We start from the raw sequence: 23,246 nt of genomic DNA, 5'->3' as shown, positions 1-23,246 counted from the left end.
TGTGGCGCGGATCCATGTTTAAGGGACAGGGAAATGAGCGCGTCTCTTTTTCCGGGTGGGGGAGGCCGGGCTCGATGGCGGGGGAGCGGGCGCATGGAGGTGGGCCCTTCGTGGCGGGGAGCGGCTCAGAAAGCGCTTTCTCGCAATGTAGGCGTTCGGCGTGAACGCGTCAATAGAGTTGCGTCTCTTTCATGGCGGAAGGTGCCGGTTAATTGTTCCCGACCGTGCGGGCGAGCCAGTCGAAGGCCGCGTCCTGCATGGGCCGGTCGAATTGGTGGACGGTGTCGAAGAAAGCGCCGGTGTAATGGCCGGGCGCTTTCCGGTAGGCCGCGGTGATCTGCCGGTGGGCCCGGCGCATGCCCGCGGCGGGGAACAGCGGGTCGGCGGTGGCGTAGAGGACCATCAGCGGGGCGGGGGCGCGGGCCGCGACCACGCCGGGCCAGTCGGCCAGCCGGGTCAGGCCCGGCGGGAACAGCATCCAGGAGTGCGCGGCCACGTGCTCGTCGCGGAAGTCCCGGAACGACGACACCATCGCGGCCACGGCGACGGCGCCGATCTCCGGGTCGAGCGCGCCCAGCAGCGCGGCGCGCGCTCCGCCGCCCGACAGGCCGATCGTGCTGACCGAGCCGATGTCGGGCCGGGAGCGCAGGTACGCCGCCGCCGCGAGGTCCTCGGCGGCGAGGACGCCGGCGAACGAGGTGCCCAGGATCGTGCACGCCTTCGCCAGGACGTGCTCGTGATCGCGGGCCGCGCGATCGTAGCGGTCGGGGTCGCGCTCGCCCACGGTCAGCGGGAAGCGCCGGCTGCCCCACGCGAACACGTCGTGGGCGAGCACCGCGAAGCCCCGGCGGGCCAGCTCGCCCGCGTAGGCGCGGCGGCCGTAGAGCCGGGCGCGCAGCCGGACGATCTCGGCGATCGGCGGCTCCGGGCCGTCGGCGATCTTGTCCTTGCCCGCCCACTTCATCCCCGCGTGGCAGTGCATCGCGCCGACGCCCGGCAGCGGGCCCGCGGCGTCCTCCGGACGGCGCAGGTAGGCGCGGGTGCGGGGGCCGTACCCGACCGTCCAGGACAGTTCCTCGCCCACCAGCCCGGCATCGGTCCAGCGGCGCTCGACCCGGACGTCCCCGGCGCTCAGCTCCAGGACGCCCAGCGCGTCCCGGAGGCGTTCGGGCAGGTCCGGGCCCGGCGCGGGGAACAGGCCGCGGCCGTCCGCCGCGATCTCCGCCAGGCCCGCGAACTCGCCGAGCATCAGCCGGCCGTTCGGGTGCCGCCGGCCGTGAGGCCGACGGGGGCGCCGGTCGCCGCCGACAGGTTCGCGGAGACGCCGATCATCACGCTGGCGACGCCCGCGCGGTACCCGGCCTGGCGGGCAAGCGGGTCCTCCGACGGGCCGCGGAACACGTCGTCGAGCAGCAGCGCGTCGCCGCCGCCGTGCGCGCCCGCGCCCTGCTCGATCGCGATCTCCTCCGGCCGCTGCCAGTGCCGGTGCAGGACGAGCCGCTCGGACACGCCCTCGGCGTGCTCCTTCCCGGACGCGGTCGGGTCGATCGCCGCGTGCGGCGGTGTCCACGCCCGCTCCACGACATCCAGCTCCAGCCGTCCGGCGGTGCCGTTGAAGCAGACCCGGTAGCCCTCGGCGGGCGCGTGCGCGTTGAGGGAGTAGGTGAGCAGCGTGCCGCGCTCGTACCGGACGAGGACCGACATGTTGTCGTCGATCGTCACGCCCTCGCCGAACACGTCCTGGTCGCGGATGTAGCCGTCCTCGTGCTCGGCGTCCAGGTAGAGGCGCTTCAGCCGGGGATCGGCCGACATGTCCAGCAGGTACGGGTCCGTACCGAGTCCCGGAGCGTCGAACGCCCGGACGGGACGGTCGGCGAGGCCGCGCGCGCGAGCGTTGCCGGCGCCGTAGAAGCGCAGCGAGGTCTGCGCGTAGACCGAAGCGGCGGCATCGTCGATCCACCAGTTGACCAGGTCGAAGTGGTGGGTGGCCTTGTGCACCAGCAGGCCGCCGGAGGTCGCCCGGTCGCGGTGCCAGCGGCGGAAGTAGTCGGCGCCGTGGATGGTGTCGAGCGCCCACGAGAAGTGCACCGAGGTGACGTCGCCGATCGCGCCGTCCGCGATGAGCCGCCGGACGGCGCTGTTGCGCGGCGAGTAGCGGTAGTTGAACGTGACGATGAGCCGGCCGGTGCTCCGCTCGGCCGCGGCGGCGATCGCCGCGCAGTCCTCGGCGGTGGTGCACAGCGGCTTCTCCACGACGACGTCCTTGCCCGCGTCGAGGGCTTCGACGACGTAGCGGGCGTGGGTGGCGTCGACGGTGGCGACCACGACGGCGTCGGCCAGGCCGAGCATCTTGCCGAAGTCATCGGGCGCGAAGCACGGCACGTCGCGGCCGATCCGGTCGAGGTAGTACTGCAGGCGGGTCCGGTTGGGGTCGCAGAGGGCGACGATCTCACCGGTGTCGCTCCACGCGCCGAGCAGCGCGTCCACGTACATCTGCGCCCGGTGGCCGAGCCCGACGAAGGCGTATCGCATGGTGCGGGAACTCCAGGAGTGGGGGTGGAGCCGGAAGAGCGGGGGTGGCGCCGTGCGGCCCGGCCTGTTCACGGGCCGCACGGCTCGTCATCGGACTGACCCGGCTACTGGGACAGGGCGTTGTTGGCCTCGGTGAGGAAGGTCTTGGCCGCCTCGTCCGGCTTCGCCTTGCCGAACAGCACCGAGTCGGTGGCGCGCTTGAGGATGTCCTCCATCTCCATCGCGCCCTTCGGCGGGACGGAGATCGGGCTGAGGTCGCCCTTGATCGCGTCCATGAACTCCAGCACCTTCTGGTCGGCCGGGGACAGCTTGCTCTTGATCGCGGCGACCACCTTGGCGTTGGTGGGCAGGCCCCGGTCGCTGAGCAGGATCGCGCCCGCGTCCGGGTCGTTGACCAGGAACTCGACGAACTTCTGCGCGGCGGCGGCCTGCTCGGTCTTGGACGAGATCGTGTAGTACATCGCCGGCTGCAGGAACATGCCCGAGCTGCTCGCGCCCGCCGTCCGCGGCATGCGCAGCAGCTCCAGATCCTGGCCGGAGCCCTTGGTCAGCGTGTCCAGCTGGTTGCTCCACCAGCTCCCGAACGCGCTCTTGTTGGTGGCGAGCATCGCCTGGTCGACCTTGGTGCCGGTCTCCAGCATCTGGGCGGCGCCGGGCCCGGCCTTGGTGTCGATGATCTTCTGCAGCAGGGCCCACCAGTCCTTGATGGTCTGCTCCGACAGCGCGACCTTGCCGCCGGCGTAGAACTGCTCACCGCGCTGCGCGGCGAAGATCTGCAGGAACGCGGGGTTCTCGTTGTACTCGGTGCCCCAGACGTCGCCGCCGGACTTCTCGGTCACCTTCTGGGAGATCGAGATGTAGTCGTCCCAGGTCCAGGTCTTGTCGTCGGGGACCTTCTGGTCGTACTTCTTCAGCGTCTTCTCGTTCACGATCATCGGGAACGCGTTGACGCCGGTGGGGATCGCGTACTGCTTGCCGTCGACCTGGCCCGCCTTGAGCACGCCCTGGTCCAGGTCGACGGTGTTCACCTTGCCCTTCACGTCGGCGAGGATGCCGCGGCCCGCGTACTCGCCGAGGCCGCGGATCTCGATCGACATGACGTCCGGGGCGTCCCCGGCCGCGGTCTTGGTGGCCAGCTTCTCGTAGTAGCTGTCCCAGTCGGAGAAGTCGCCCTCGACGTCGATCGTCGGGTTCTTCTCCTCGAACTTGGCGATGGCGGCCTCGGTCAGCTTCTGCCGGGAGTCGCTGCCCCAGTAGGAGAAGACGACCTTCGTCTTGCCGCCGGAATCGCTATCGCCGCTCCCGCACGCGGTGGCCGACACCGCGAGCAGGGTGACGGCCGTGGCCGCCAGAATGCGCTTCATCTTTTTCTTACCTCCGGGGGGAAAGGAATGAGGAGGAGGGTTGTTCGGGTCCGGTTCCTATTTGAGGCCGGTGGTCGCCACACCTCGGACGAGGTATTTCTGGCCGGCCAGGAAGAAACCGAAGATCGGGCCGAGCGAGACGATCGACATCGCGAACATCGGCCCCCAGGACGAGTCGCCGCTGGAGTCCATGAACTGGCGCAGCGCCACCGGGGCCGTGAGGTTGTCGGAATTGGTGAGGTAGAGGTTCTGGGTGAAGAAGTCGTTCCACGTCCAGATGAAGGTGAAGATCGCCGTGGTGGCCAGCGCGGGGACGCACAGCGGCATCACCACCTGGAGGAACGTGCGCAGGTGCCCCGCGCCGTCGATCGCGGCCGCCTCGTCCAGCTCCCGGGGGAGGGTGCGGATGAACTGCACCATCAGGAAGATGAAGAACGCGTCGGTGGCGAGGAACTTCGGCACCACGATCGGCCAGATCGTGTTGATCCAGTCGATCTTGCTGAACGCGATGTACTGCGGCACGACCGTCACGTGGTGCGGCAGCATGATCGAGATCAGCATGATCGCGAACCAGAGCTTCTTCAGCGGGAACTCCAGCCGCGCGAACGCGTAGGCCGCCAGCGAGCAGGCGGCCAGGTTGCCGACGACCGCGAGGCCGGTGATGACCGCGGAGTTCCACAGGTAGTAGCCGAACGAGTGCTTGAGCGCGTCCCAGCCGCCGGAGTAGTTCGCGCCGGTCACCTCGGTCGGGACGAGTCCGGGCTCGCGGAAGATCAGCTCCTCGGGCTTGACCGAGCTGGAGATCATCCAGAGCAGCGGGTAGAGCATGAACAGCCCGAACACGATCAGCAGCACGTGCTTGGTCAGTCGCGAGGCCGGCCGGAACAGCACCGGCACGCGCTTACTTGTCGTCGCCATAGAAGACCCAGAATCGAGACATGAGGAAGTTCGCCGCGGTCAGGGCCCCGATGATGAGCAGCAGCACCCACGCCATGGCGGCCGCGTAGCCCATCTCGTAGTTCTTGAAGCCCTTGATGTAGAGGTAGAGCGTGTAGAAGAGCGTCGAGTCGACCGGTCCGCCGTTGCCGCCGCTGACGACGAACGACTGCGTGAACGACTGGAACGACTTGATGACCTCCAGCACGGCGTTGAAGAAGATGATCGGCGTGAGCAGCGGCAGCGTGATCGAGCGGAACTGCCGCAGCCGGCCCGCGCCGTCGACCCGCGCCGCCTCGTACAGGTTCTGCGGGATCTGCCGCAGCCCGGCGAGGAAGATGACCATGGGGGCGCCGAACGTCCAGACGTGCAGGATGATCAGCGTCCACAGCGCGGTGTCCGGGCTCGTGACCCAGCCCTGGCCCTCGTAGCCGAACCAGCCCAGGAACGTGTTGACGATCCCGTCCGTCCCGAAGATCTTCTTCCACAGGATCGAGATCGCCACGCTGCCGCCGAGCAGCGAGGGCAGGTAGAAGACCGACCGGTAGAACGACAGCCCGCGCAGCCCCTTGTCCAGCGCCAGCGCCAGCCCGAGCGCGAACGCGAGCTGCAGCGGGACCGAGACGACGACGTAGGTGGTCGTGACCTTGAGGGAGTTGATGTACCGGTTGTCGGCCGTGAACATCTTGTCGTAGTTGTCCAGGCCGACCCAGTGCGCCTGGCTGAGCAGGCTGTAGTCGGTGAACGACAGGTACAGCGAGGCGATCATCGGACCGAGCGTGATGGCGAACAGTCCGATGAACCACGGGGCCAGGAACAGGTAGGCGGCCCATGCCTGAGAGCGGGCGCGGGAACTCTTGCGGCGTCGGGGGCGGCGCCTGGCCGCCCGCTCGGGAGACGTGACCGCGGGCGCGGCCGTCCCCGTCGCCGTGTCGGCCGCAGCGGGCCTCAGCGTCATCACTGGCCCTTCGGTGAGTCGGAGATGGTTTGAGATAGCGCTTTCTTAGCGCGAAGCCGCAGATGACGTCAACCCTTTGCAGTGAGATTCCTCACTGGCGGTCGCGGCCGGTTTCGGAAGAATCCAAGGTCACAGCAGCACACGGGGCCGGAGCCAGATTTGGCTGGCTCCGGCCCCGCTGCTTGTTACTACAACCGTTTGCAGTCGTCAGGAGACGCTGAAGCGGTAGCCGGTGGTCGACCTGAGCTCCTCACCGGGCCGCAGGACGGCGGACGGGAACGCCGGCCGGTTCGGCGCGTCGGGGAAGCGCTGCGTCTCCAGGCAGAGCCCCGCGAACGGCCCGAACGGAGTGGCGTCGCCGTCCAGCATGTGGCCGGTGTAGAACTGGACGCCCGGCTCGGTGGTGGTGACCTCCATCGACCGTCCGCTGCCCGGATCGGTGACCGTGGCCCGGCCCTGGAGGACGTAGCAGTGGTCGTAGGCGCCGCCGAGCCGCGCGTCCACCGGCGCTGGTGTGGTGAAGTCGAACGGCGTCCCCGCCACCGGGGCGAGTTCGCCCGTGGGGATCTTCCCCTCGTCCACCGGCAGGTAGCGGTCGGCCTCCAGCATCACCACATGACTACGTACGTCGCCGGTGCCCGCCAGGTTGAAGTAGGAGTGGTTGGTCAGGTTGACGACGGTCGGGGCGTCGGTCGTGGCCCGGTACTCCAGCCGCAGCGTGTCGCCGTCCAGCAGGTACCGGACGCTCGCGGTGAGCTTCCCGGGGAAGCCCTCCTCGCCGTCCGCGCTGATCAGGCTCAGCAGCAGTTCCGCCGGACCCGCCGACTCGACCCGCCACACCCGCTTGTCGAAGCCCTGGACGCCGCCGTGCAGGCTGTTCGCGCCGTCGTTGAGCGGAAGCCGGTACTCGGTGCCGTCGAGGGTGAACCTGCCGCGCGCGATGCGGTTGCCGTACCGGCCGACGACCGCGCCGAAGTACCGGCTGCGCTCCAGGTAGTCCTCCAGCGTGTCGAGGCCGAGCACCACGTTGGTGCCGTCGGCCACCTCCAGCCGCTGGACGGTCGCGCCGTAGGTGAGGACGGCGACGCGCAGCCGCCCGTTGTCCAGCACGTGCCGTTCGACCGTTTCGCCGTCGGGGGTGGCGCCGAAGGCGGCGTCGTGACTTGTCATGGGAGTCCTTTCGGGGGAGCGGTGGACTCGCGGACCACCAGGTGCGTCTCCAGCACGGTGGCCGCACTCATCGATTTGATGAGCAGGTCGACGGCCATGCGCCCGGCGTCCGCCGTGGGCATGGCGACGGTGGTGAGCTTGGGCCGGTACAGGCGTCCGGTGATGGAGCCGTCGATGCCGATCACACTGATGTCGCCGGGCACGCCGACGCCCAGCTCGTCCAGGCCCTCGATGAGGCCGATCGCGACGAGGTCGTTGTAGGCGAGCACGCCGGTCACCCCCGCCGCCGCGACCTGGGCGGCGACGCCGACGCCGCCCTCCTCGGTGGGCGCGTTGGGGCCGATGACGACCGTTTCGAGGCCGGGCACGTCGGCGACGGCCTTGCGGATCTCGCCGCTCGTCCAGGAGCCGGCCGGCCCCGACACGAGCGCGACGCGCCGGTGGCCGAGCCCGGCCAGGTGCTCCATCGCGGTGCGGGCGCCGCGGGCGACGTCCATGACGACGGTCGTCACGCCGCGCAGCCGCCGGTTGACCAGCACGAACGGGATCGTCTCGACCAGCTGCTCCAGCGCCCTGTTCGACGACCGGGGGCTGCACAGCACGATGCCGTCGACCTGCTTGGAGAAGGCGTGCACGAGCTCCTGCTCCTTCGCCGGGTCCTCGTCGGTGTCGGCGACGAACAGGTGGTAGTCCTGGGCACGGGCGGCGGCCTGGGCGGCCTTGATCAGCGGCGGGAAGAACGGGTTCGACAGGTCGGCCACGATCAGCCCGAGGTTGTCGGTCCGCCCCGTGGTGAGCGACCGGGCCGCCCGGTTGGGCCGGTAGCCGAGCCGCTCGGCCACCGCCAGCACCCGCGTGCGCGTCTCGGCGTTCACCATGTGCGGCGCGGAGAAGGTCCGCGAAACCGTCGACACATGCACGCCGCACGCGTGGGCGACGTCCCGGATAGTCACTGCCATGCCGCCTACCTTAACGCAACCGGTTGCACGACCGGAGTGATCACTGCGACCATTTGTGCTGGTCGTGCGCCGCTCACTTGACGGGCCGGGCATGCTGGCGCAATCGTTACTGCAACTGGTTGCAGCGAGCTGAGGAGTCCATGCGGTGAGCAGAGTGCTCGTCACCGGAAGCGCGGGCCGTTTGGGCCGCAGCGTCGTCACCACGCTGGCGGCGGCCGGCCACGAGGTGATCGGCGTCGACAGCGCCCCCGGCACCCCCCGGGAGGCCGCCGAATCCCTGCCGGCCGACCTGACCGATCTCGGTGAGGCGCACTCGGCGCTCACCCGGTTCCGGCCGGACTCGGTCGTCCATCTCGCCGCGATCGCCGTCCCGTTCGGCCGGACGGACGCCACGACGTTCCGGGTCAACACCCAGCTGGCGTTCAACGTCTGCGCGGCCGCAGTGGCACTGGAGGTGCCGAAGCTGGTCGTCGCGAGCAGCCCGACCGTGATGGGCTACGGCGCGCCCGGCGGCTGGACGCCCGACTACCTGCCGCTGGACGAGGCGCATCCGACGCGGCCCTGGAACGTCTACAGCCTGTCGAAACTGGTCGCCGAGCAGACCATGCAGACGTTCGCCCGCTCGGCCACCGGCACGAAGATGGCCGCGTTCCGGCCGTGCTTCGTCATCGCGCCGGAGGAGTGGGAGGGCGCGCCGACCCAGTCGGGGCACACCCTCCGCGAGCGGCTGGACCGGCCCGAGATCGGCAGCGTCTCGCTGTTCAACTACCTCGACGCCCGGGACGCCGGCGAGTTCATCGGCGCCCTCCTCGCCCAGCTGCCCGAGCTGGAGCGCAACGGCGAGGTCTTCTTCGCCGGCGCCGGGGACGCGCTGGCCCGCGAGCCGCTGGCCGAGCTGCTGCCCCGCTTCTTCCCCGCGACCGAGGAGGCCGCCGGCGCGCTCACCGGCGCGTCCCCGGCGTTCTCCGCCGCCAAGGCCGAGCGGCTGCTCGGCTGGACCGCCAAGCGCAGCTGGCGCACCGAACTCGCCTGAAGGGCCCGCCATGATCAAGGACTTGTCGGTCGCGGCGCGGTCGGTGCCGCTGGCCCGGCCGTGGGGCGCGGACGTCCAGCACAACCACGTCCTGCTGGTCACGCTCACGCTGGACGACGGACGCACGGGCACCGGAATCTCGTGGACGCCGCAGATCGGGGCGCACGCGGTTCGAGCGCTGCTGGAGCACGACGTCCGCGACGCGGTGATCGGGCTTCCGGAGCACCCCGGCGCCATCTGGGACGAACTGTCGGCGCACCTCGGCGAGGCGGGACGGTCCGGGATCGTCCCGATCGCGATGGCCGGGGTCGATCTCGCGCTGTGGGACCTGGAGTGCGGCGACCGCTCCCTGGTGGACGTTCTCGGCGCGCGGCGCGACAGCGTGCCCGTCTACGGCAGCGGGATCAACCGGCACTACTCGCTGGACGAGCTGACCGCCCAGGCAGAACGATGGGCCGCCGCCGCATACCCCGCCGTCAAGATCAAGGTCGGCCTGCCCTCGCTGGCCGAGGACGTCGAGCGGGTCGCGGCCGTCCGCGAGATCGTCGGCCCGGACACGGCACTGATGATCGACGCCAACCAGCGATGGGACCTGCACCGGGCCAGGACCGCGCTGCGGGCGCTGGAGCGGTTCGACCTGTTCTGGGTCGAGGAGCCGCTGCCCGCCGACGACCTCGCCGCCCACGTCGAGCTGCGCCGGAGCGTCGGTACGCCGATCGCGGTCGGCGAGAACATCGCCACCGCGCACGGATTCCGCGACCTGCTGACGGCCGGCGCCTGCGACGTCGTCCAGCCGAACGTGGTGCGCGTCGGCGGAATCACCCCGTTCCTGCGCATCGCCGACCTCGCCCGCGTCTTCGACGTGCCGGTCTACCCGCACCTGATGACCGAATTGTCGGGCCAGCTCGCCCTCGCCCTGCATCATCCAGTGATGGTGGAGGTCCCGGAGGACGCCACGCTCACCGACCTCGGCCTGCTCGCCGACCCGTCCCCGGTGGAGATCGCCGGGGCGGAGCTGCGGGCGACGGGCGCGCCGACGAGGTGGTCGCGATGAGGCCGGTGCGGGTCGTCGTCGCCGGGGTCAACGGCTACGGGCGCAACCATCTGGAGAACGTCCGGCGGCGGGCGGCGGCGGGCCGGGCGGAGCTGGCCGGGGTGTGCGACATCCGTCCGCCGTCCGGGCTGGACGTGCCGGCCTCGGCGGATCTGGCCGCGCTGGTCCGGGAGACCGGGGCCGAGGTCGCGGTGATCGCGACCCCGATCCACACGCACGCGCCGCTGGCCGTGGCCGCGCTGCGGGCCGGGGCGCACGTGCTGCTGGAGAAGCCGCCCGCGCCGTCGGTCGCGGAGTTCGAGACGATCTCCGCGGCGGTGGCCGAGACGGGACTCGCCTGCCAGATCGGCTTCCAGTCGCTCGGCTCGGAGGCCATCCCGGCCGCGCGGGACGTGCTCGGCGAACCGATCCGTGCCATCGGCGTGGCCGGGTCGTGGACCCGTCCGCTCGGCTACTACACCCGCTCCGCCTGGGCGGGCCGCCGCCGGCTGGACGGCGTCGACGTCATGGACGGCGCCCTCACCAACCCCTTCGCCCACGCCGGGGCGTCCGCCCTGGCCGTCGCCGGAGCGGACACCGTCGACTCGGTCGCCGGCATCGAGCTGGAGCTGTACCGCGCCAACGCGATCGAGTCCGACGACACCTCCAGCGCCCGGCTCCGGCTCGCCGACGGGACGGTCATCGCGATCACCGTCTCGCTCTGCTCCGACCGGCGCACCGAGCCCTACCTGCACCTCCACGGCGACACCCGGTCGGCGCGGCTCTTCTACACCCTCGACGAGATCGAGATCGACGGGGTCCGGACCGGCTTCGGCCGCGTCGACCTGCTCGGCAACCTCCTCACCCACATCCGGGACGGCGCGGACCTCCTGGTGCCGCTCGCGCGCACGGGCGGCTTCACCCGGCTGCTGGACGCGATCCGCCTCGCCCCCGAACCACGCCCGATCGATGGGCGGTTCGTCCGGACGGAACCGTCCCGGCTGGTCCTGCCCGGCATCGAGGGACTGGTCGTCCGCGCGGCGCAAGACCTCAAAACGCTCTCCGAGCTGGGCTTCCCCGACAGCCTCGGGACGATCTCGGAGCCGTGGCCGGAGACGGTTCTGCGCGTGGACGATCAGGAGGTCGCCGACTACGTCCAGCGCGGAGACCTACAGGCCACCGACGCCCCGCGACCCCACCTGCACCCCGTCCGGACCCTCGGCGGGACGGTCGTCACCGAGACGCAGCCAGCCGACCACGTCCACCACTTCGGGGCGGGCGTCGCGATCTCCGACGTCGACGGGGCCAACTTCTGGGGCGGCTCCACCTACGTCCCGGACCAGGGCCCGAAGATCCTGCCCAACCACGGACGGCAGCGCCGCCGCACGCTCCGCCCGATCGACGGCGGCTACGCGGAGACTCTCGACTGGGTCGGCCCGGACGGCACCGTCCTGGCAGGCGAGGAGCGCACCCTGACCGCGCGTCCCGTCGCGGACGCGTGGGCGCTCGACTTCGCGTTCACGCTCACCGGCAAGACTGCGGAACCACTCGTCATCCAAAGCTCGGCGTGCAAGGGCCGGGTCGGCGCGGGCTACGGCGGCTTCTTCTGGCGCGCGCCCAAGGACTCCGCCGGCCTGGCGGTCTTCACCGGCGAGGCGTCCGGCGAGGAGGCCGTGCACGGCAGCGTCACGCCCTGGCTGGCGCTGACCTCGGACACCTGGAGCCTGGTGTTCGTCCAGACCGCCGGGCTCGACCCCTGGTTCGTGCGCGTCGCCGAATATCCCGGCGTCGGCCCGGCGCTGGCCTGGGAGAAGCCGCTGACCGTCCCGGACCGCCTGAACCGGGCGATCACCGTCGTGGTCGCCGACGGCCGGCTCACCGCCGACCAGGCCCGCGCCCTCGCCGGAGGAACGACCTCGTGAGGATCTTCATCGCCGGCGACTCGACGGCCGTGGACTACCCGTCCGGCCAGGCGCCGCAGGCGGGCTGGGGGCAGGCCCTCGCCGCGCTCCTGGACGTCCCGGTCGTCAACGCGGCGTACCCCGGTGCGAGCGCGCGCAGCTCGATCGAGCAGCTCGGCATGCACGACCGGATCATGGCCGAAATGGGCCCGGACGACCTCCTCCTGATCTGCTTCGGCCACAACGACCGCAGGCACGACCAGGGCAGGTTCGGCGCCCCCTACGGCACCTACACCTCCTGCCTGCGCCGCTACATCGAGGGCGCCCGATCACGGGAGGCCCGCCCGGTGCTGGTGACCTCGGTCGAGCGCCGCACGCCCGACGGCTCCCCGACCCACGGCGAGTACCCGGCGGCGATGAAGGCACTGGCCGCCGAAGAAGGGGTCCCGCTGGTCGACTTGCAGGCCGCGAGCGCCCGCCGCTGGCGGGAACTCGGCCCCGACGCCACTAAGAAGCTCTTCCTGTGGCTCGACCCGCACCCGAACTATCCACGCGGCAGCGCCGACGACACCCATTTCACCGCCGCCGGCGCGATCGAGGTCGCGCGGCTGCTGCTCGCGGAGGCCGGCCCGCTCCTGCCGCCGCCCGTCCGCGCCCCCGCCGACCTGACCTGGAGAACCCCCGTGCCCGTATGGAGCATCGACGCGCGCTCCGGCCGGCCTCGCCACGCATACGCCACGGCCACCCCGCAGGAGGTCGGCGCGATCTGCCGCCGCGCGTCCGACCTGCTGCCCGTCCTCGACGAGGCCGGGCCCTACGAGCGCGCCGAACTGCTGGACGCGATGGCGGCCGCCCTCGACGCCCGCACGACCGAACTCGTCGCGGCGGCCGACGCCGAGACGGCCCTCGGCGCGCCACGCCTGACCAGCGAGGTGGCACGCACCAGCGGACAACTCCGCCTGTTCGCCGACGTCCTCCGCGAAGGCTCCTTCCTCGACGTCCGCCTGGACTCCGATCCCGACCTGCGCCGCATGAACGTCCCGCTAGGCGTAGTCGGCGTATTCGGTGTCGGCGGCGGCGACACCGCGAGCGCCCTCGCCGCCGGCTGCACCGTGGTCGTCAAGGCACACGAACTCCACCCGGAGACCTCCGCCCTCACCCTCGGCGCGCTACGCGCGGGCGCCGCCGCCACCGGCTTCCCCGAGGACGTGGTCCAGCTCGTCCATGGACCCGAGGCCAGCGCCGCCCTGGTCAAGGACGGCCGGGTGAAAGCGATCGCCTTCACCGGCTCCGCGCGCGACGGCCGGAACCTGCACGACCTGGCCAAGGCCCGCCCCGAGCCGATCCCGTTCTACGGCGAGTCCGGCGGCCTAGACCTGCTCTTCGTGACCCCCGGCGCCGCGAAGGCCCGGCTCGCGGAGATCGCCGAAGGCGCTGCGTTCGCCAAGCCCGGCCTCGTCCTCGCCCCTGCCGGCGCGGGCCTCCCCGAAGCGATGGCCGAGCACTTCGCGGATACCGCCCACCTCATGGTGGGCCCGGTCTCCCTCCTCGGCCAGTCCGATGTCCTCCTGGAGGAACGCTTCGGCCCGAAGATCGTCGTCTTGGAGTATGGCGGCGAGGACGACCTGGGTGAGGCTCTCGCCGCCGTCCCCGAAACCCGTACGGTCACGCTGCACAGCGAGCCTGACGAGACCGACCTTGTCGCGCGCCTGACCGCCCTGGCCCGCGACCGCGCGGGCCGCCTGGTCTTCGACTCCTACCCGACCACGGCCGCCCCGATGGGCACGGCCGCCATCGGCCGCTTCCTCCGTCCCGTCACCTACGAGAACTGCCCGCCGCACCTGCTCTCTCCGGCCCTGCGCGACGACAATCCCTGGCACCTTCCCCGCCGCCGCGACAGCACCCTCATTCTCCCCGGTAGCTGAGACCCGCGCCGCTGCCGATGAGGTCGGCGGCAGTCTGGCGCACGATTTCCAAGAACGACATCACGGTCGTCCCAGGGGGCATGGGGCGATGGACGGCCAGCACGGTGCGAGCCTCACCGTCGCGAAAGCGGCGTACGCGCACCCCGGCCGGAACCTTCGCGGCGAGAAGCGACCATGGCATCACGGTGGCCCCGGCCCCCGCTGCGACGAGCGCCAGCGTCACCGCGTAGTCGCGGGTCTCGAACTCGACCTGCGAGGTCACACCGGCGGCCGAGAGCATCCGCTCGAGCGCGATCCTGTTGGCGTGCCCGGGGCCGCCGGAGATCAGCGGTATCCCGGCCAGCTGCCGTGCCGGAAGCGCGTCCCCGTCCCTGCCGACCGGCCAGTCCGCCGGTATGGCCGCGACCAGGGGGTCGGCGAACATTTTCGCCACGACGAGACCGGTGGGATCGGGTGGCACCGTACCGGGATAGACGTGTGACAGGAGGAGGTCCAGTTCCCCCGTCCGCACGCCGCCGTATCCACCCGGCGGCTCCACCTCGGCGAGCGACAGCCGTACGGCGGGGAATTTCGTGCGGAACACGGCGATGGCCGGGGCCAGCAAGGTCAGGGCCCCGGACGTGAAGCCTCCCAGCCTGACCTCCGATGAGCGCAGCCCGGCGGCGTCCCGCACCGCCTGTTCCGCCGTCGCGAGACGGTCCAGGACGTCGTCGGCGTGGGCTAGCAGGACGCGTCCCTCGGCGGTGAGCTCGATGCCCGCGTGGGTGCGTGTCGCGAGAATGGCGCCGGCCTCCCGCTCCAGTTTGCTCAGCTGCTGGGACACCGCGGACGCGGTGTATCCCAACCCGCTCGCGGCTCGGGCGATCGACCCGGTCCGGGCTACTTCGGCGAAGATCTTCAGCCGCACTACATCGAGCATAAGCAAAGGTTAATACCTGTCGGCCGGAGTTGCTTGTTTGCTTATGGCCATCTGACCACACTTGACATGTATGACGGCCTTCCGGCCTTGTCATCCGGCACACGCACCACCCAAAGGAACCCTCATGCCCACGCGGCTGCTCTATCTGGACGACTCCCGGCGCACCGAGGCGGACGCCACGATCGTGCGGGTGCACGATGACGGCGGCGAGACCACGGTCGTCTTGGACGAGACGATCTTCTACCCGCAGGGCGGCGGCCAGCCGACCGACCGCGGCCGCCTGACGACCGCGCGGGGCGGCCTGGACGTCCGGCGCGTCGCCTTCGTGAACGGCGAGGTCCTGCATATCGGGCCCGCGGAGGGCGTGCTGGACGCAGGGCAGACCGTGCGCCTGTCCGTCGACCCGGAGGTGCGGCGGCAGCACGCCCTGCTGCACACGGGCGGGCATCTGGTGATGACCGCCGTCGACCGCCTGGTCGGATACCACCCGACGAAGGGCTACCACTTCCCGAACGGCCCGTACGTCGAGTTCGGCAGCGCGCTCCCGGTCGAGGAGCGCGCCTCCTTCGCCGCGAAGGTCCAAGACGTCATGGACGGCATGGTGGCCGAGGACTCCGAGGTGACGAGCTACTTCTGCGAGCCGGACGGGCTCCGCGCCGACGGCGTCCACGTGCCGGCCGAGATCCCGGCGGGCAAACCGACCCGCGTGGTCGTCACGGCCGGGTACCGGTCGCCGTGCGGGGGCACTCACGTGCGCCGCCTGGGAGAACTCGCCGGCCTCAAGGTCAGGAACGTCAAGGTGAAGTCCGGGCGTACGCGAGTCAGCTACACGGTCGCCTGAGGTGGGGACACGGACCCGCGCCGGCGGGGACGACCTGCACCGGCGGCACATCGCGGGCCTGGCCGACTGCCACCAGCGGCTCGTCGAACTGATGCGGATGGTCGGCATCCAGCGGCAGGAGGTCGCGGCCGCCGACGGCTCGACCGCGGTGCGGACCGTCCTCGCGCCCGGCCCCGACCAGTCCAGGGCCGCCAGGGAGCTGTTCTCCGGCTACATGGCGCAGGTCCGGATCGTCATCGCCTTCCTGCGGAGGGTGGACGCCGCGACGGCGGAGCGGTTCGCGCGCGCGGCCGAGGACCTCAGCAGCTATTTCCTGCTGCGGCGCCAGGGCGGTGACCTCCCCTTCGACGTGTGGAGGGAGCTGTTCGCGCGGGAGTCGGGCGCTCTCGTTGAACGGCAGGCGCGGCTCATCGCCGACAACGAGGACGCGTTCGCGCTCCTGCGGGACCGGAACCCGGTGTGGCAGGTGGACTTCGAGCTCAGCATCGCGCGGGGCGAGAACGGCTTCCGGCTGGACGCGCGGTCGCCGCTCGGATCGGCCGGCACGACCCTCGGACTCGATCTCGTCCCGGGAGAACTGGAGAACTTCGTCCGGGCCCACTGCGGACCCAGGCCGGCCGTCCGGGACGGCGGCGTCCCCAGAGCGCTGGAACCGCTCGCCGAGTTCGGCGGCAGGCTCTTCGCCGGAGTCTTCCGGGAAACGGTGCGCGACCTGCTGCAGCAGACCCGCGCGCATGCGGTGGGCGTCGGGAACGGGCTGCGGGTACGGCTGCGGCTGGCCGATGCTGCGGAGTTGCAGACGATTCCGTGGGAACTGCTCTACGACGGCACCGATTTCCTCTGCCTGTCGCCCCATCACTCGGTCGTCCGGCACCTCGACCGCGTGGCATCGCCGGTCGCCGCCACGCCCACGCATCCGCTCCGCGTCCTCGTCACGGTCAGTTCCCCGCGGGACCTGCCGCGCCTGGACACCGATGCCGAGATCGAGACCATAAAGGTGGCCTTGGGGCCACTCATCGAACTGGGCCTTGTCGAGCTGAGCTTCACCCGGGACGCGACGCTGCTGACTCTGCAACGGACGCTGCGCAGGGCCAACGAGGCTGACCGCCCGATCCACATATGGCATTTCATGGGGCACGGTCACAAGGACGCACGCGAAGGCCTCGGAATGCTCGACTTCGAGAAGGACGGCAGGAGCGCGCCGGTCTCGGGCTTTCATCTCGGCACGCTCTTCCGAAGCCATCCCCAGATGCGGCTCGTGTTTCTCAACGCGTGTGAGACCGGGGCCATGGATCAGCTGGACGCCATGTCCAGCCTCGGCGGTGCGTTCGTCGAACGCGGAGTTCCGACGGCCGTGACGATGCAGTTCCCCATCTCCGACGAAGCGGCCGTCACCTTCACGGAGGAGTTCTACGCGTCGCTGGTCGACGGTCTGACCATTGACGCGGCCGTCACCGAGGCGCGGCGCGCCATCTTCTTCACGGCCAACCACAATGAGTGGGCGACGCCCGCCGTTTTCGCCCGCCAGGCGAATGCCGAGACCTTGCTCCGGGCCGGACACGGTGGACGGGATACGCTGGAAAAGCAACGGTAGAGTTCCCTTCGGGCCGCGTCCCCGAGGCGGCGGTACCAGGCGAGGCTCGATGGACCACGCGACGCACTTCGGCTCCGAACTCCGTCGGCTGCGCGAGGCCGCCGGCTTGTCGCTGTCGGAGCTATCACGGCGGATCAATTACAGCAAGGGTTATCTCAGCAAGATCGAGAATGGTCGGGCACGCGCCAACCCGGCAATGGCGAAGCGCTGTGACGAGATCCTGGAAACCGGCGGCATCCTGTGCACGGTGCTCGGCGCCGGAGCGCCCAGCGCGTCCCGGTACAAGCCCGCACCCCCCGCTCGGTCGGCAGTGCCGGCTTGGACCCGGCCGTCAGGACTGCCCCGGGACACCGCCGATCTGCTGGGACGCGACACCGAACTCGGCGAGATCATCAAAGGCCTCGCCGGCGGGAGCGCGGACGCTTCGGGCATGGTGACGCTCTGCGCGGTCGTCGGCATGGGCGGCGTCGGCAAGACGGCCCTCGCCGTCCGTGCCGCGCACCGGTTGCGGGACCGCTTCCCGGACGGCCTCCTGTTCATGGATCTGCACGGATACGCGGATACGGCGATGGTCGAACCGGCGGACGCGCTCGACCGGCTGCTGCGCCGGCTCGGCGTTCCCGGAGAGATGATCCCGCCGCATGCGGAGGACCGGTCCGCCCTCTTCCGCGACCGGGTCGAAGGCAGATCCCTCCTGCTGATCCTGGACAACGCGCGTGACGCCGCGCACGTCCTGCCGCTTCTGCCGGGCACGAGCGGCTGCCGGGTGCTCGTCACCAGCCGCAGCGAACTCGGCGCATTGGAGGACGCGCGCCGCGTGCGGCTCGCGCCGCTGCCGCACCATGTAGCCGTCGCTCTGCTTCGCACGCTGGGGGAGGACGGGCACAAGGCGGGCGGGAGACCGACCGGCTCCGTTCTCGATGGGATCGCGCGGGGATGCGCGGGGCTGCCGTTGGCATTGCGGATCGCATCGGCCCGGTTTCGCGCCGGCCTGGACGCCGGCGAGCCGCCCCACGCAGACCGGGACCGGAACCGCCTGGCCGATCTCGATGACGGGGAACGGAACCTGGCCGCGGTCTTCGACGCCTCGATCCGCTCGCTGACACCGGAACTGAGCCGGGCTTACCTGCTGCTGGGGTTCCACCCGGGTCCGGATTTCGACCTGGAAACCGCCGCGGCGCTGATGGGGGCCGGGCGGGACGAGGCTCGCCGGCGGCTGCACCGGCTGCTCGGCGCGCACCTGCTGACGAGGCACCGGCCGGGCCGGTTCCAGTTCCACGACCTGCTGCGGCTCTTCGCGCGCGGACGCGCTGAGGCCACATTGCCGGGGGCCGAACGGGACGGAGCTCTGCGCAGGGAGACGGGTCATTACCTGCGGTCCCTGGAGGCGGCCGACCGGCTCATCACGCCGCACCGCCACCGCCTCGAACCCATGGCCGGGGAATCCGAACCGCACCATGATGTGCACGACTATGGCGAGGCCCTCGGCTGGATCGCGGCGGAACAGGACAACCTGGTCGCCATCTGCCGTGCGGCCCTGGAGGCCGGCCTGGACGACCACTGCTGGCGGCTGGCCTACGCGTTTCGCGGCTTCCTGTTCCTGGCCAAGCCCTGGGAAGCCTGGATCGAGACCCACGAGCTGGCACTGCGGGCGGCGCGCAGAGCCGGTGATCAGAGGGCCGAGGCCATGACGCTCAACAACCTCGGGCTCGCGCATCTGGAACGGGGCGACCACGATGCCGCCGCCGTGCTTTACGAGCGGGCCCGCCTCCTCTTCAGCGACCTCGGGGACGAGTACGGCGAGAACACGGCAGTCGCGCACCTCGCGTGGGTGCACTTCCGCCGGGGCGACCCGCACACGGCTCTCCTCCAGAGCGGGCGGGCCCTGGCTTTCGTGGAGCGCCGCGGGCTCGACCGGAACACGGCGATCCTGCTCCGCGACACGGCCTTCATCGAGATGCACCTCGGCCGGTACGCCGATGCCGTCCTGCGGCTGCACCGCGCTCTGGAGACGTTCACGGCGGTGGGGCTGCACGTCGACGCGGCCATGGCGCTCAACTGCCTCGGCGAGGCCGAGCATCGGCTCGGACGAGCGGAGCAGGCACGGGAGTTCCTGCTCCGCGCGGCCGAACTCGGCCGATCCGGCGGAAGCCGGCACGAGGAGGCGCGCGCCCACGACGCCCTCGGAGCGGTCGAGGCCGCCGGGGGCGACACCGAGCTTGCGCTGGCGCACTGGCGCGCCGCTGCGCTGCACTACACCGCAGTATGCGACACCCGCCGCGCCGAAATGGTCCGCGGCCGTATCGACGCCGTTTCCCGTTGCCAATCCCTTTAGGAAACGGTCGCCTCGTTCAGTGGTCGCCCCCGGCACGACATCATCGGTCCCATCGGACGGATCGCGGGACCTGCACGGCCCCGCCGATCGCCTCACCGCTCAGGGGGACCACCATGACAGCAGCCGGTGCCTGGACTCACCCGGACCAACTGGACCCGCTTTTCACCGCTCGCTCGATTCCGGTCGGGGAACTGTCGCGGAGCCACCTCGCGGAACTCACCGCAGGCGGTTTCACCGCGCTGCGGGTCGCGGACTTCCTGCCGGCGGAACTCCGCCGGGAGGCAATGGCGAGAGTCTCGGAGCCCGACTTCCCCATGGACGTCTACGACAAGGCGCGGGTGGACCCGCCGATCGCCCGGTTCGGCCCGGTCCTCAACGAGTACAAGGACGGCGCGTGCCTGCGCGCCGAGTACTGGCGGGACATGGCCCTCGCGCGGGAGCTCTGGCGGACGAGGATGGCCGGCGCCGATCCGCTGGCCTTCTCGATCGATCGCCTGTCCGCAGCGTGGCAGGGCGGGCTCGGGCCCGCCCGTGTCTCCGGGCGGAACCTCTTCGCCGGTGCGCTGCGCGAGATCAACGACGGCGCGCTCATCCATTTCGACGATGTCCGCCGGGAGTACGGCCCGGACTTCTTCGACGACGGCGCCCCGGTGGCCCAGCTCGCGTTCAACGCCTGGATGTCCGTGCCCGCCGAAGGAGGCAGCACCCGGATCTACCGCCGGCGGTGGAATCCGCCGGACACCGGCGCGCGAAACGGATACGGCTATCACCGATCCGTAATCGACGGTGAGCAGGAGATCGTCCTGTCGGTCGAAGCGGGTGATGCCCTGCTGTTCGATCCGCGCTACTTCCACGCGGTGGACCCCAGCGCCCGGGGCCGCAGAGTCGCGATCACGTTCTTCCTGGGATTGACCAGCACCGGCAAACTCGTGCTGTGGTCTTGACAATCGCGTTTCCCGTGGAATGCGGTGACGAGAAATAGGCCGGATTATCTAAGATGGCGGTATGGGGGGATCGGACGATTTCGACGTCTTCATGTCGCTGGGCGGTTGTGACCGCCCGGCGGTGACCCGGCTCGTCCGCGCGATGCGTGAACGCGGCCTGCGGGTGTTCCTCGACACGGACCGGATCGCGCATTTCGAGGGCGTCACCGCGACGATCGAGGCCGCGCTCAACTCGTCCAAGGCACTGGTGGCCTACTACTCGGCGGGTTACCCGTCCCGTCCCGCGTGCCAGGCGGAACTGACGGCCGCGTTCCTGGCCGGGCAACGGGAGGGCGACCCGGGCCGCCGGATCATCGTGGTCAACCCCGAGCCGGGCACCGGCCACATCATGCCCGCGGAACTGTCCGACGCCCGGTTCGCGGTCGCACCGGCCGGAACCCGCGACACCGCGGCCCTGGCCGACCTGATCCGCGACCGGGTGCGCGGCATCGACGGGCGGATCGGCGCCGTGCGCTTCTCCGACCGGCCGCGCTGGTATCCCGGCCGGGTGCCCGGCGCCGCCGGATTCGTCGGCCGCTACCGCGAACTGTGGGAGCTGCACACCGCGCTCTTCGGCGCGGACCTCGCGCTCACCCAGGAGTGCGGGCTCGGCCCGGCGGCGGTGGTGGCGGGCCTGCCGGGCAGCGGACGATCGGCGCTGGTCGCCGCCTACGCGTGGCAGTTCGGCGCGGCTTTCCGCGGCGGCGTGCACTGGATCTCCCTGGCCGGCGCGTGCACGGCCGCCGACGTGCGCGCGCGGTACGCCGACGCCGTCCGGATGATCGCCGGCATGCTCGGCCTTCCGGCCGCCGATGCGGGCCGGGAACGGCTGTTCGGGATGGTCGCCGACCGCCTGGTGGCGGGATCGGCGCCCGCGCTCTGGGTCGTCGACGACCTGCCGGCGACCCTCACGGACGAGGAGTTCCACGACCTGATCATTCCCGCCGGGACGCGGGTGCGGACGGTCGTCACCACCGACGGCCAGGCCTACACCGGATCGGCCGGGCTCGTCCGGCTCGACACGATGACCAGGCAGGACGCGCGCCTCCTGCTGTCCGGCGGGGACGATGGCGGCGACGCCGCCGTACTGGACCGGATCGGCGCCGCCGCCGGATGGCACGCCCGTTCGCTGGCCCTGCACGCCGAAGCCCTGCGCCGGCTCGGCGGACCGGAGGGCATGGCGGAGTACGCGGCCCGGGTGGAGGCCGACCCGCCGCCCGCCGCCCGCCTGGTGTCCCAGTTCGTCGAAGCGCTCGCGCCCGAGCAGCGCGAGATCCTTCGGCTGGCCGGCGAGTGCGCGCCGGCGCCGCTGCCGGCGGGCGTGCTCGCGGCGGCGACCGGCCTCCCGGAGGAGACCGTCACGGCGGCACTCGCCGACCTCGGCGGACGGCTGCTCGCGACGCGGATCGGCTCGCACTGGCAGATCAGCCCGCTCGTGCGGCCCGCCGGACGCGACCCGGCGATGGCGGACGCCGCGGCGCGGGCCGTCCTCGACCGCTGGGAACCCGCCGTGCTCCCGCATGCGGCGGAGCTGGCGGACCGCACCGGCTTCGGGCCCGAGCTGCTGCGCCGGCTGGCCGGCCACTACACGTCCACGGGCGACATGGCGACGGCCGCGCGCCTGCTGGAGCGGCTGCTGCCGGGCGACGCGGACCTCACCCGGCGCGCGGCGGAGGCCTTCCTGCTCGGTGGGGACGCGGTTCGCGCCGGGGAACTGGCCGGGCAGTGCGGTGCGGACCGGATCCTGGCCGAGGCGCTCGACGCGCAGGGCCGGTTCGCCGAGGCGGATGCGCTGTGGGCGGAGCTCCCCGGCGACGCGGCCCGGGTTCGCGCGCTGCGCCGCCGCGGCCGGCTCGCGGAGGCCGCACGGCTGGCGGAAGAACTCCTGCTCGGCGCATCGGCGGAGGAGGGCGCGGGCGAAACGGCGGACGAGGCGATCCAGGTGTTGCGGCTGGAGCTCGCGCGGATCCAGCTCACCGGGAACGCGCAGCGCCGGGCCCGGCGCACCGCCGAACTCGTCGTCGGGCACTACACGCGCTCGGGACGGCCTGAGCACCACCGCCTCGCCGAGGCGCGGCAGATCCTCTCCGAGGCCCTGCTCACGCCGGAGTTCACCGAGCTCCGCCCGGACCGGGCCGGGTGGGAGGAGGCCGAAGCACGGCTCCGCGACCAGCGCGACCGGTACGTCCGCGAGCACGGGCGGGCGCATCCGCAGGCGCTGACCGCATCGGTGGCGTATGCGCATTCGCTGGTCTCCCAGGGGGAGCCCGGGCGCGCCCGGGAGGAACTGGAGGCCGTCCTCGACGCGGTGCGGAGCCGTCTCGGCGCACGACATCCGGTCTACCTGCGGGCCCGGTTCCTGCTCGGCCAGGCCTGCGCGCAGCAGCACGACGACGTGCGGGCGGGCGAGCTGTTCGCGGCGACGCTCGAAGGGCAGCGCGCGGTGCTCGGACGAGCCCATCCGGAGACTCTGCGCACGCAGCACGAGCTGGCCGCGATCCGGAAGCTGCAAGGGGACGGCGCCGTGGCGATCGAGCTCTTCGCGGAGGTGCGGCGGCTCTCGGCCCACCAGGTCGGACGCGCGACGGATCTGCATTGGCGGGCGGTCACCGGGGAAGTCCTCGGTCGGCTCCCGAGTTGGATGTGGCGCCTTGGCCGCTCTTAGCGACGTTTCTTCCATGGTGGCCGTTTTGGCGGAAAGAGGAAATGTGAAATCGTGCCGCGTGTGTTACCGGGCCGCCCGGAAAAGGCCCGAGGTTCGGA

Annotated in this window: 17 protein-coding genes; 9 read left to right on the top strand and 8 right to left on the bottom strand. The window is 71.4% G+C overall.

Annotated features, from left to right (window positions below; translation table 11 throughout):
- Positions 1-208 precede the first annotated feature (208 nt).
- From HUX53_RS31330 to HUX53_RS31300, 7 genes are all read right to left on the bottom strand, one after another.
- Positions 209-1,249 carry a dienelactone hydrolase family protein gene (locus HUX53_RS31330; RefSeq protein WP_176406825.1) on the bottom strand — a complete coding sequence of 347 codons (1,041 nt, stop codon included), beginning with the start codon at positions 1,247-1,249 and terminating at the stop codon, positions 209-211.
- Entirely contained in the window at positions 1,249-2,532 is a 1,284-nt protein-coding gene (locus tag HUX53_RS31325; protein ID WP_176406824.1) for a Gfo/Idh/MocA family protein, read from the bottom strand. Before HUX53_RS31325 ends, HUX53_RS31330 begins: the two co-directional genes overlap by 1 nt.
- A gap of 104 nt (positions 2,533-2,636) precedes the next feature.
- Positions 2,637-3,896: an ABC transporter substrate-binding protein gene (locus tag HUX53_RS31320; protein ID WP_176406823.1), complete on the bottom strand. Its 1,260-nt coding sequence runs from the start codon at positions 3,894-3,896 to the stop codon at positions 2,637-2,639.
- 57 nt (positions 3,897-3,953) lie between these two features.
- Entirely contained in the window at positions 3,954-4,814 is an 861-nt protein-coding gene (locus HUX53_RS31315; RefSeq protein ID WP_176406822.1) for a carbohydrate ABC transporter permease, read from the bottom strand.
- Positions 4,798-5,790, bottom strand: coding sequence for a carbohydrate ABC transporter permease (locus HUX53_RS31310; protein WP_176406821.1), 993 nt, complete (start codon positions 5,788-5,790; stop codon positions 4,798-4,800). The genes HUX53_RS31315 and HUX53_RS31310 overlap by 17 nt, the downstream gene beginning before the upstream one ends.
- Before the next feature lie 207 nt (positions 5,791-5,997).
- Entirely contained in the window at positions 5,998-6,960 is a 963-nt protein-coding gene (locus HUX53_RS31305) for an aldose epimerase family protein (protein WP_176406820.1), read from the bottom strand.
- Entirely contained in the window at positions 6,957-7,919 is a 963-nt protein-coding gene (locus HUX53_RS31300; protein ID WP_176406819.1) for a LacI family DNA-binding transcriptional regulator, read from the bottom strand. The genes HUX53_RS31305 and HUX53_RS31300 overlap by 4 nt, the downstream gene beginning before the upstream one ends.
- 145 nt (positions 7,920-8,064) lie before the next feature.
- Here HUX53_RS31300 and HUX53_RS31295 point away from each other — a divergent pair, with 145 nt between their 5' ends.
- From HUX53_RS31295 to HUX53_RS31280, 4 genes are read left to right on the top strand one after another with little or no spacing between them, the layout of a single operon-like run.
- Entirely contained in the window at positions 8,065-8,952 is an 888-nt protein-coding gene (locus HUX53_RS31295; RefSeq protein ID WP_176406818.1) for an NAD(P)-dependent oxidoreductase, read from the top strand.
- A 10-nt stretch (positions 8,953-8,962) separates the two neighbouring features.
- Positions 8,963-10,006 carry a mandelate racemase/muconate lactonizing enzyme family protein gene (locus HUX53_RS31290; RefSeq protein WP_176406817.1) on the top strand — a complete coding sequence of 348 codons (1,044 nt, stop codon included), beginning with the start codon at positions 8,963-8,965 and terminating at the stop codon, positions 10,004-10,006.
- On the top strand, positions 10,003-11,907 hold the full coding sequence (locus tag HUX53_RS31285; protein WP_176406816.1) for a DUF6807 family protein: 1,905 nt from the start codon (positions 10,003-10,005) through the stop codon (positions 11,905-11,907). The genes HUX53_RS31290 and HUX53_RS31285 overlap by 4 nt, the downstream gene beginning before the upstream one ends.
- On the top strand, positions 11,904-13,811 hold the full coding sequence (locus HUX53_RS31280; protein ID WP_176406815.1) for an aldehyde dehydrogenase family protein: 1,908 nt from the start codon (positions 11,904-11,906) through the stop codon (positions 13,809-13,811). Before HUX53_RS31285 ends, HUX53_RS31280 begins: the two co-directional genes overlap by 4 nt.
- On the opposite strand, the gene HUX53_RS31275 is transcribed toward HUX53_RS31280, so the two are convergent.
- On the bottom strand, positions 13,792-14,730 hold the full coding sequence (locus tag HUX53_RS31275; protein WP_176406814.1) for a LysR substrate-binding domain-containing protein: 939 nt from the start codon (positions 14,728-14,730) through the stop codon (positions 13,792-13,794). The genes HUX53_RS31280 and HUX53_RS31275 overlap by 20 nt on opposite strands.
- 124 nt (positions 14,731-14,854) lie before the next feature.
- Between HUX53_RS31275 and HUX53_RS31270 the strand changes: the two genes are divergently transcribed.
- The 5 genes from HUX53_RS31270 (at position 14,855) to HUX53_RS31250 (ending at position 23,148) form a co-directional block, all read left to right on the top strand.
- A complete protein-coding gene (locus HUX53_RS31270; protein ID WP_176406813.1) occupies positions 14,855-15,571 on the top strand; it encodes an alanine--tRNA ligase-related protein in 717 nt (238 codons plus the stop codon).
- A 1-nt stretch (position 15,572) separates the two neighbouring features.
- A complete protein-coding gene (locus HUX53_RS31265) occupies positions 15,573-17,165 on the top strand; it encodes a CHAT domain-containing protein (RefSeq protein ID WP_176406812.1) in 1,593 nt (530 codons plus the stop codon).
- Positions 17,166-17,214: 49 nt separating this feature from the next.
- Positions 17,215-19,500 carry a helix-turn-helix domain-containing protein gene (locus tag HUX53_RS31260; protein WP_176406811.1) on the top strand — a complete coding sequence of 762 codons (2,286 nt, stop codon included), beginning with the start codon at positions 17,215-17,217 and terminating at the stop codon, positions 19,498-19,500.
- Between the two features lie 314 nt (positions 19,501-19,814).
- Entirely contained in the window at positions 19,815-20,444 is a 630-nt protein-coding gene (locus HUX53_RS31255; protein WP_176406810.1) for a 2OG-Fe(II) oxygenase, read from the top strand.
- Positions 20,445-20,505: 61 nt separating this feature from the next.
- The gene (locus tag HUX53_RS31250) at positions 20,506-23,148 is read left to right on the top strand and encodes a TIR domain-containing protein (RefSeq protein ID WP_176406809.1); all 2,643 of its coding nucleotides are present in this window, start codon (positions 20,506-20,508) and stop codon (positions 23,146-23,148) included.
- Positions 23,149-23,246: the final 98 nt, after the last annotated feature.

The sequence above is a fragment of the Actinomadura sp. BRA 177 genome (genome assembly GCF_013372625.1).
GTDB lineage: Bacteria > Actinomycetota > Actinomycetes > Streptosporangiales > Streptosporangiaceae > Spirillospora.
The sequence above is the reverse complement of the archived record's forward strand: the minus strand, read 5'-3'. Positions and strand labels throughout refer to the sequence as shown.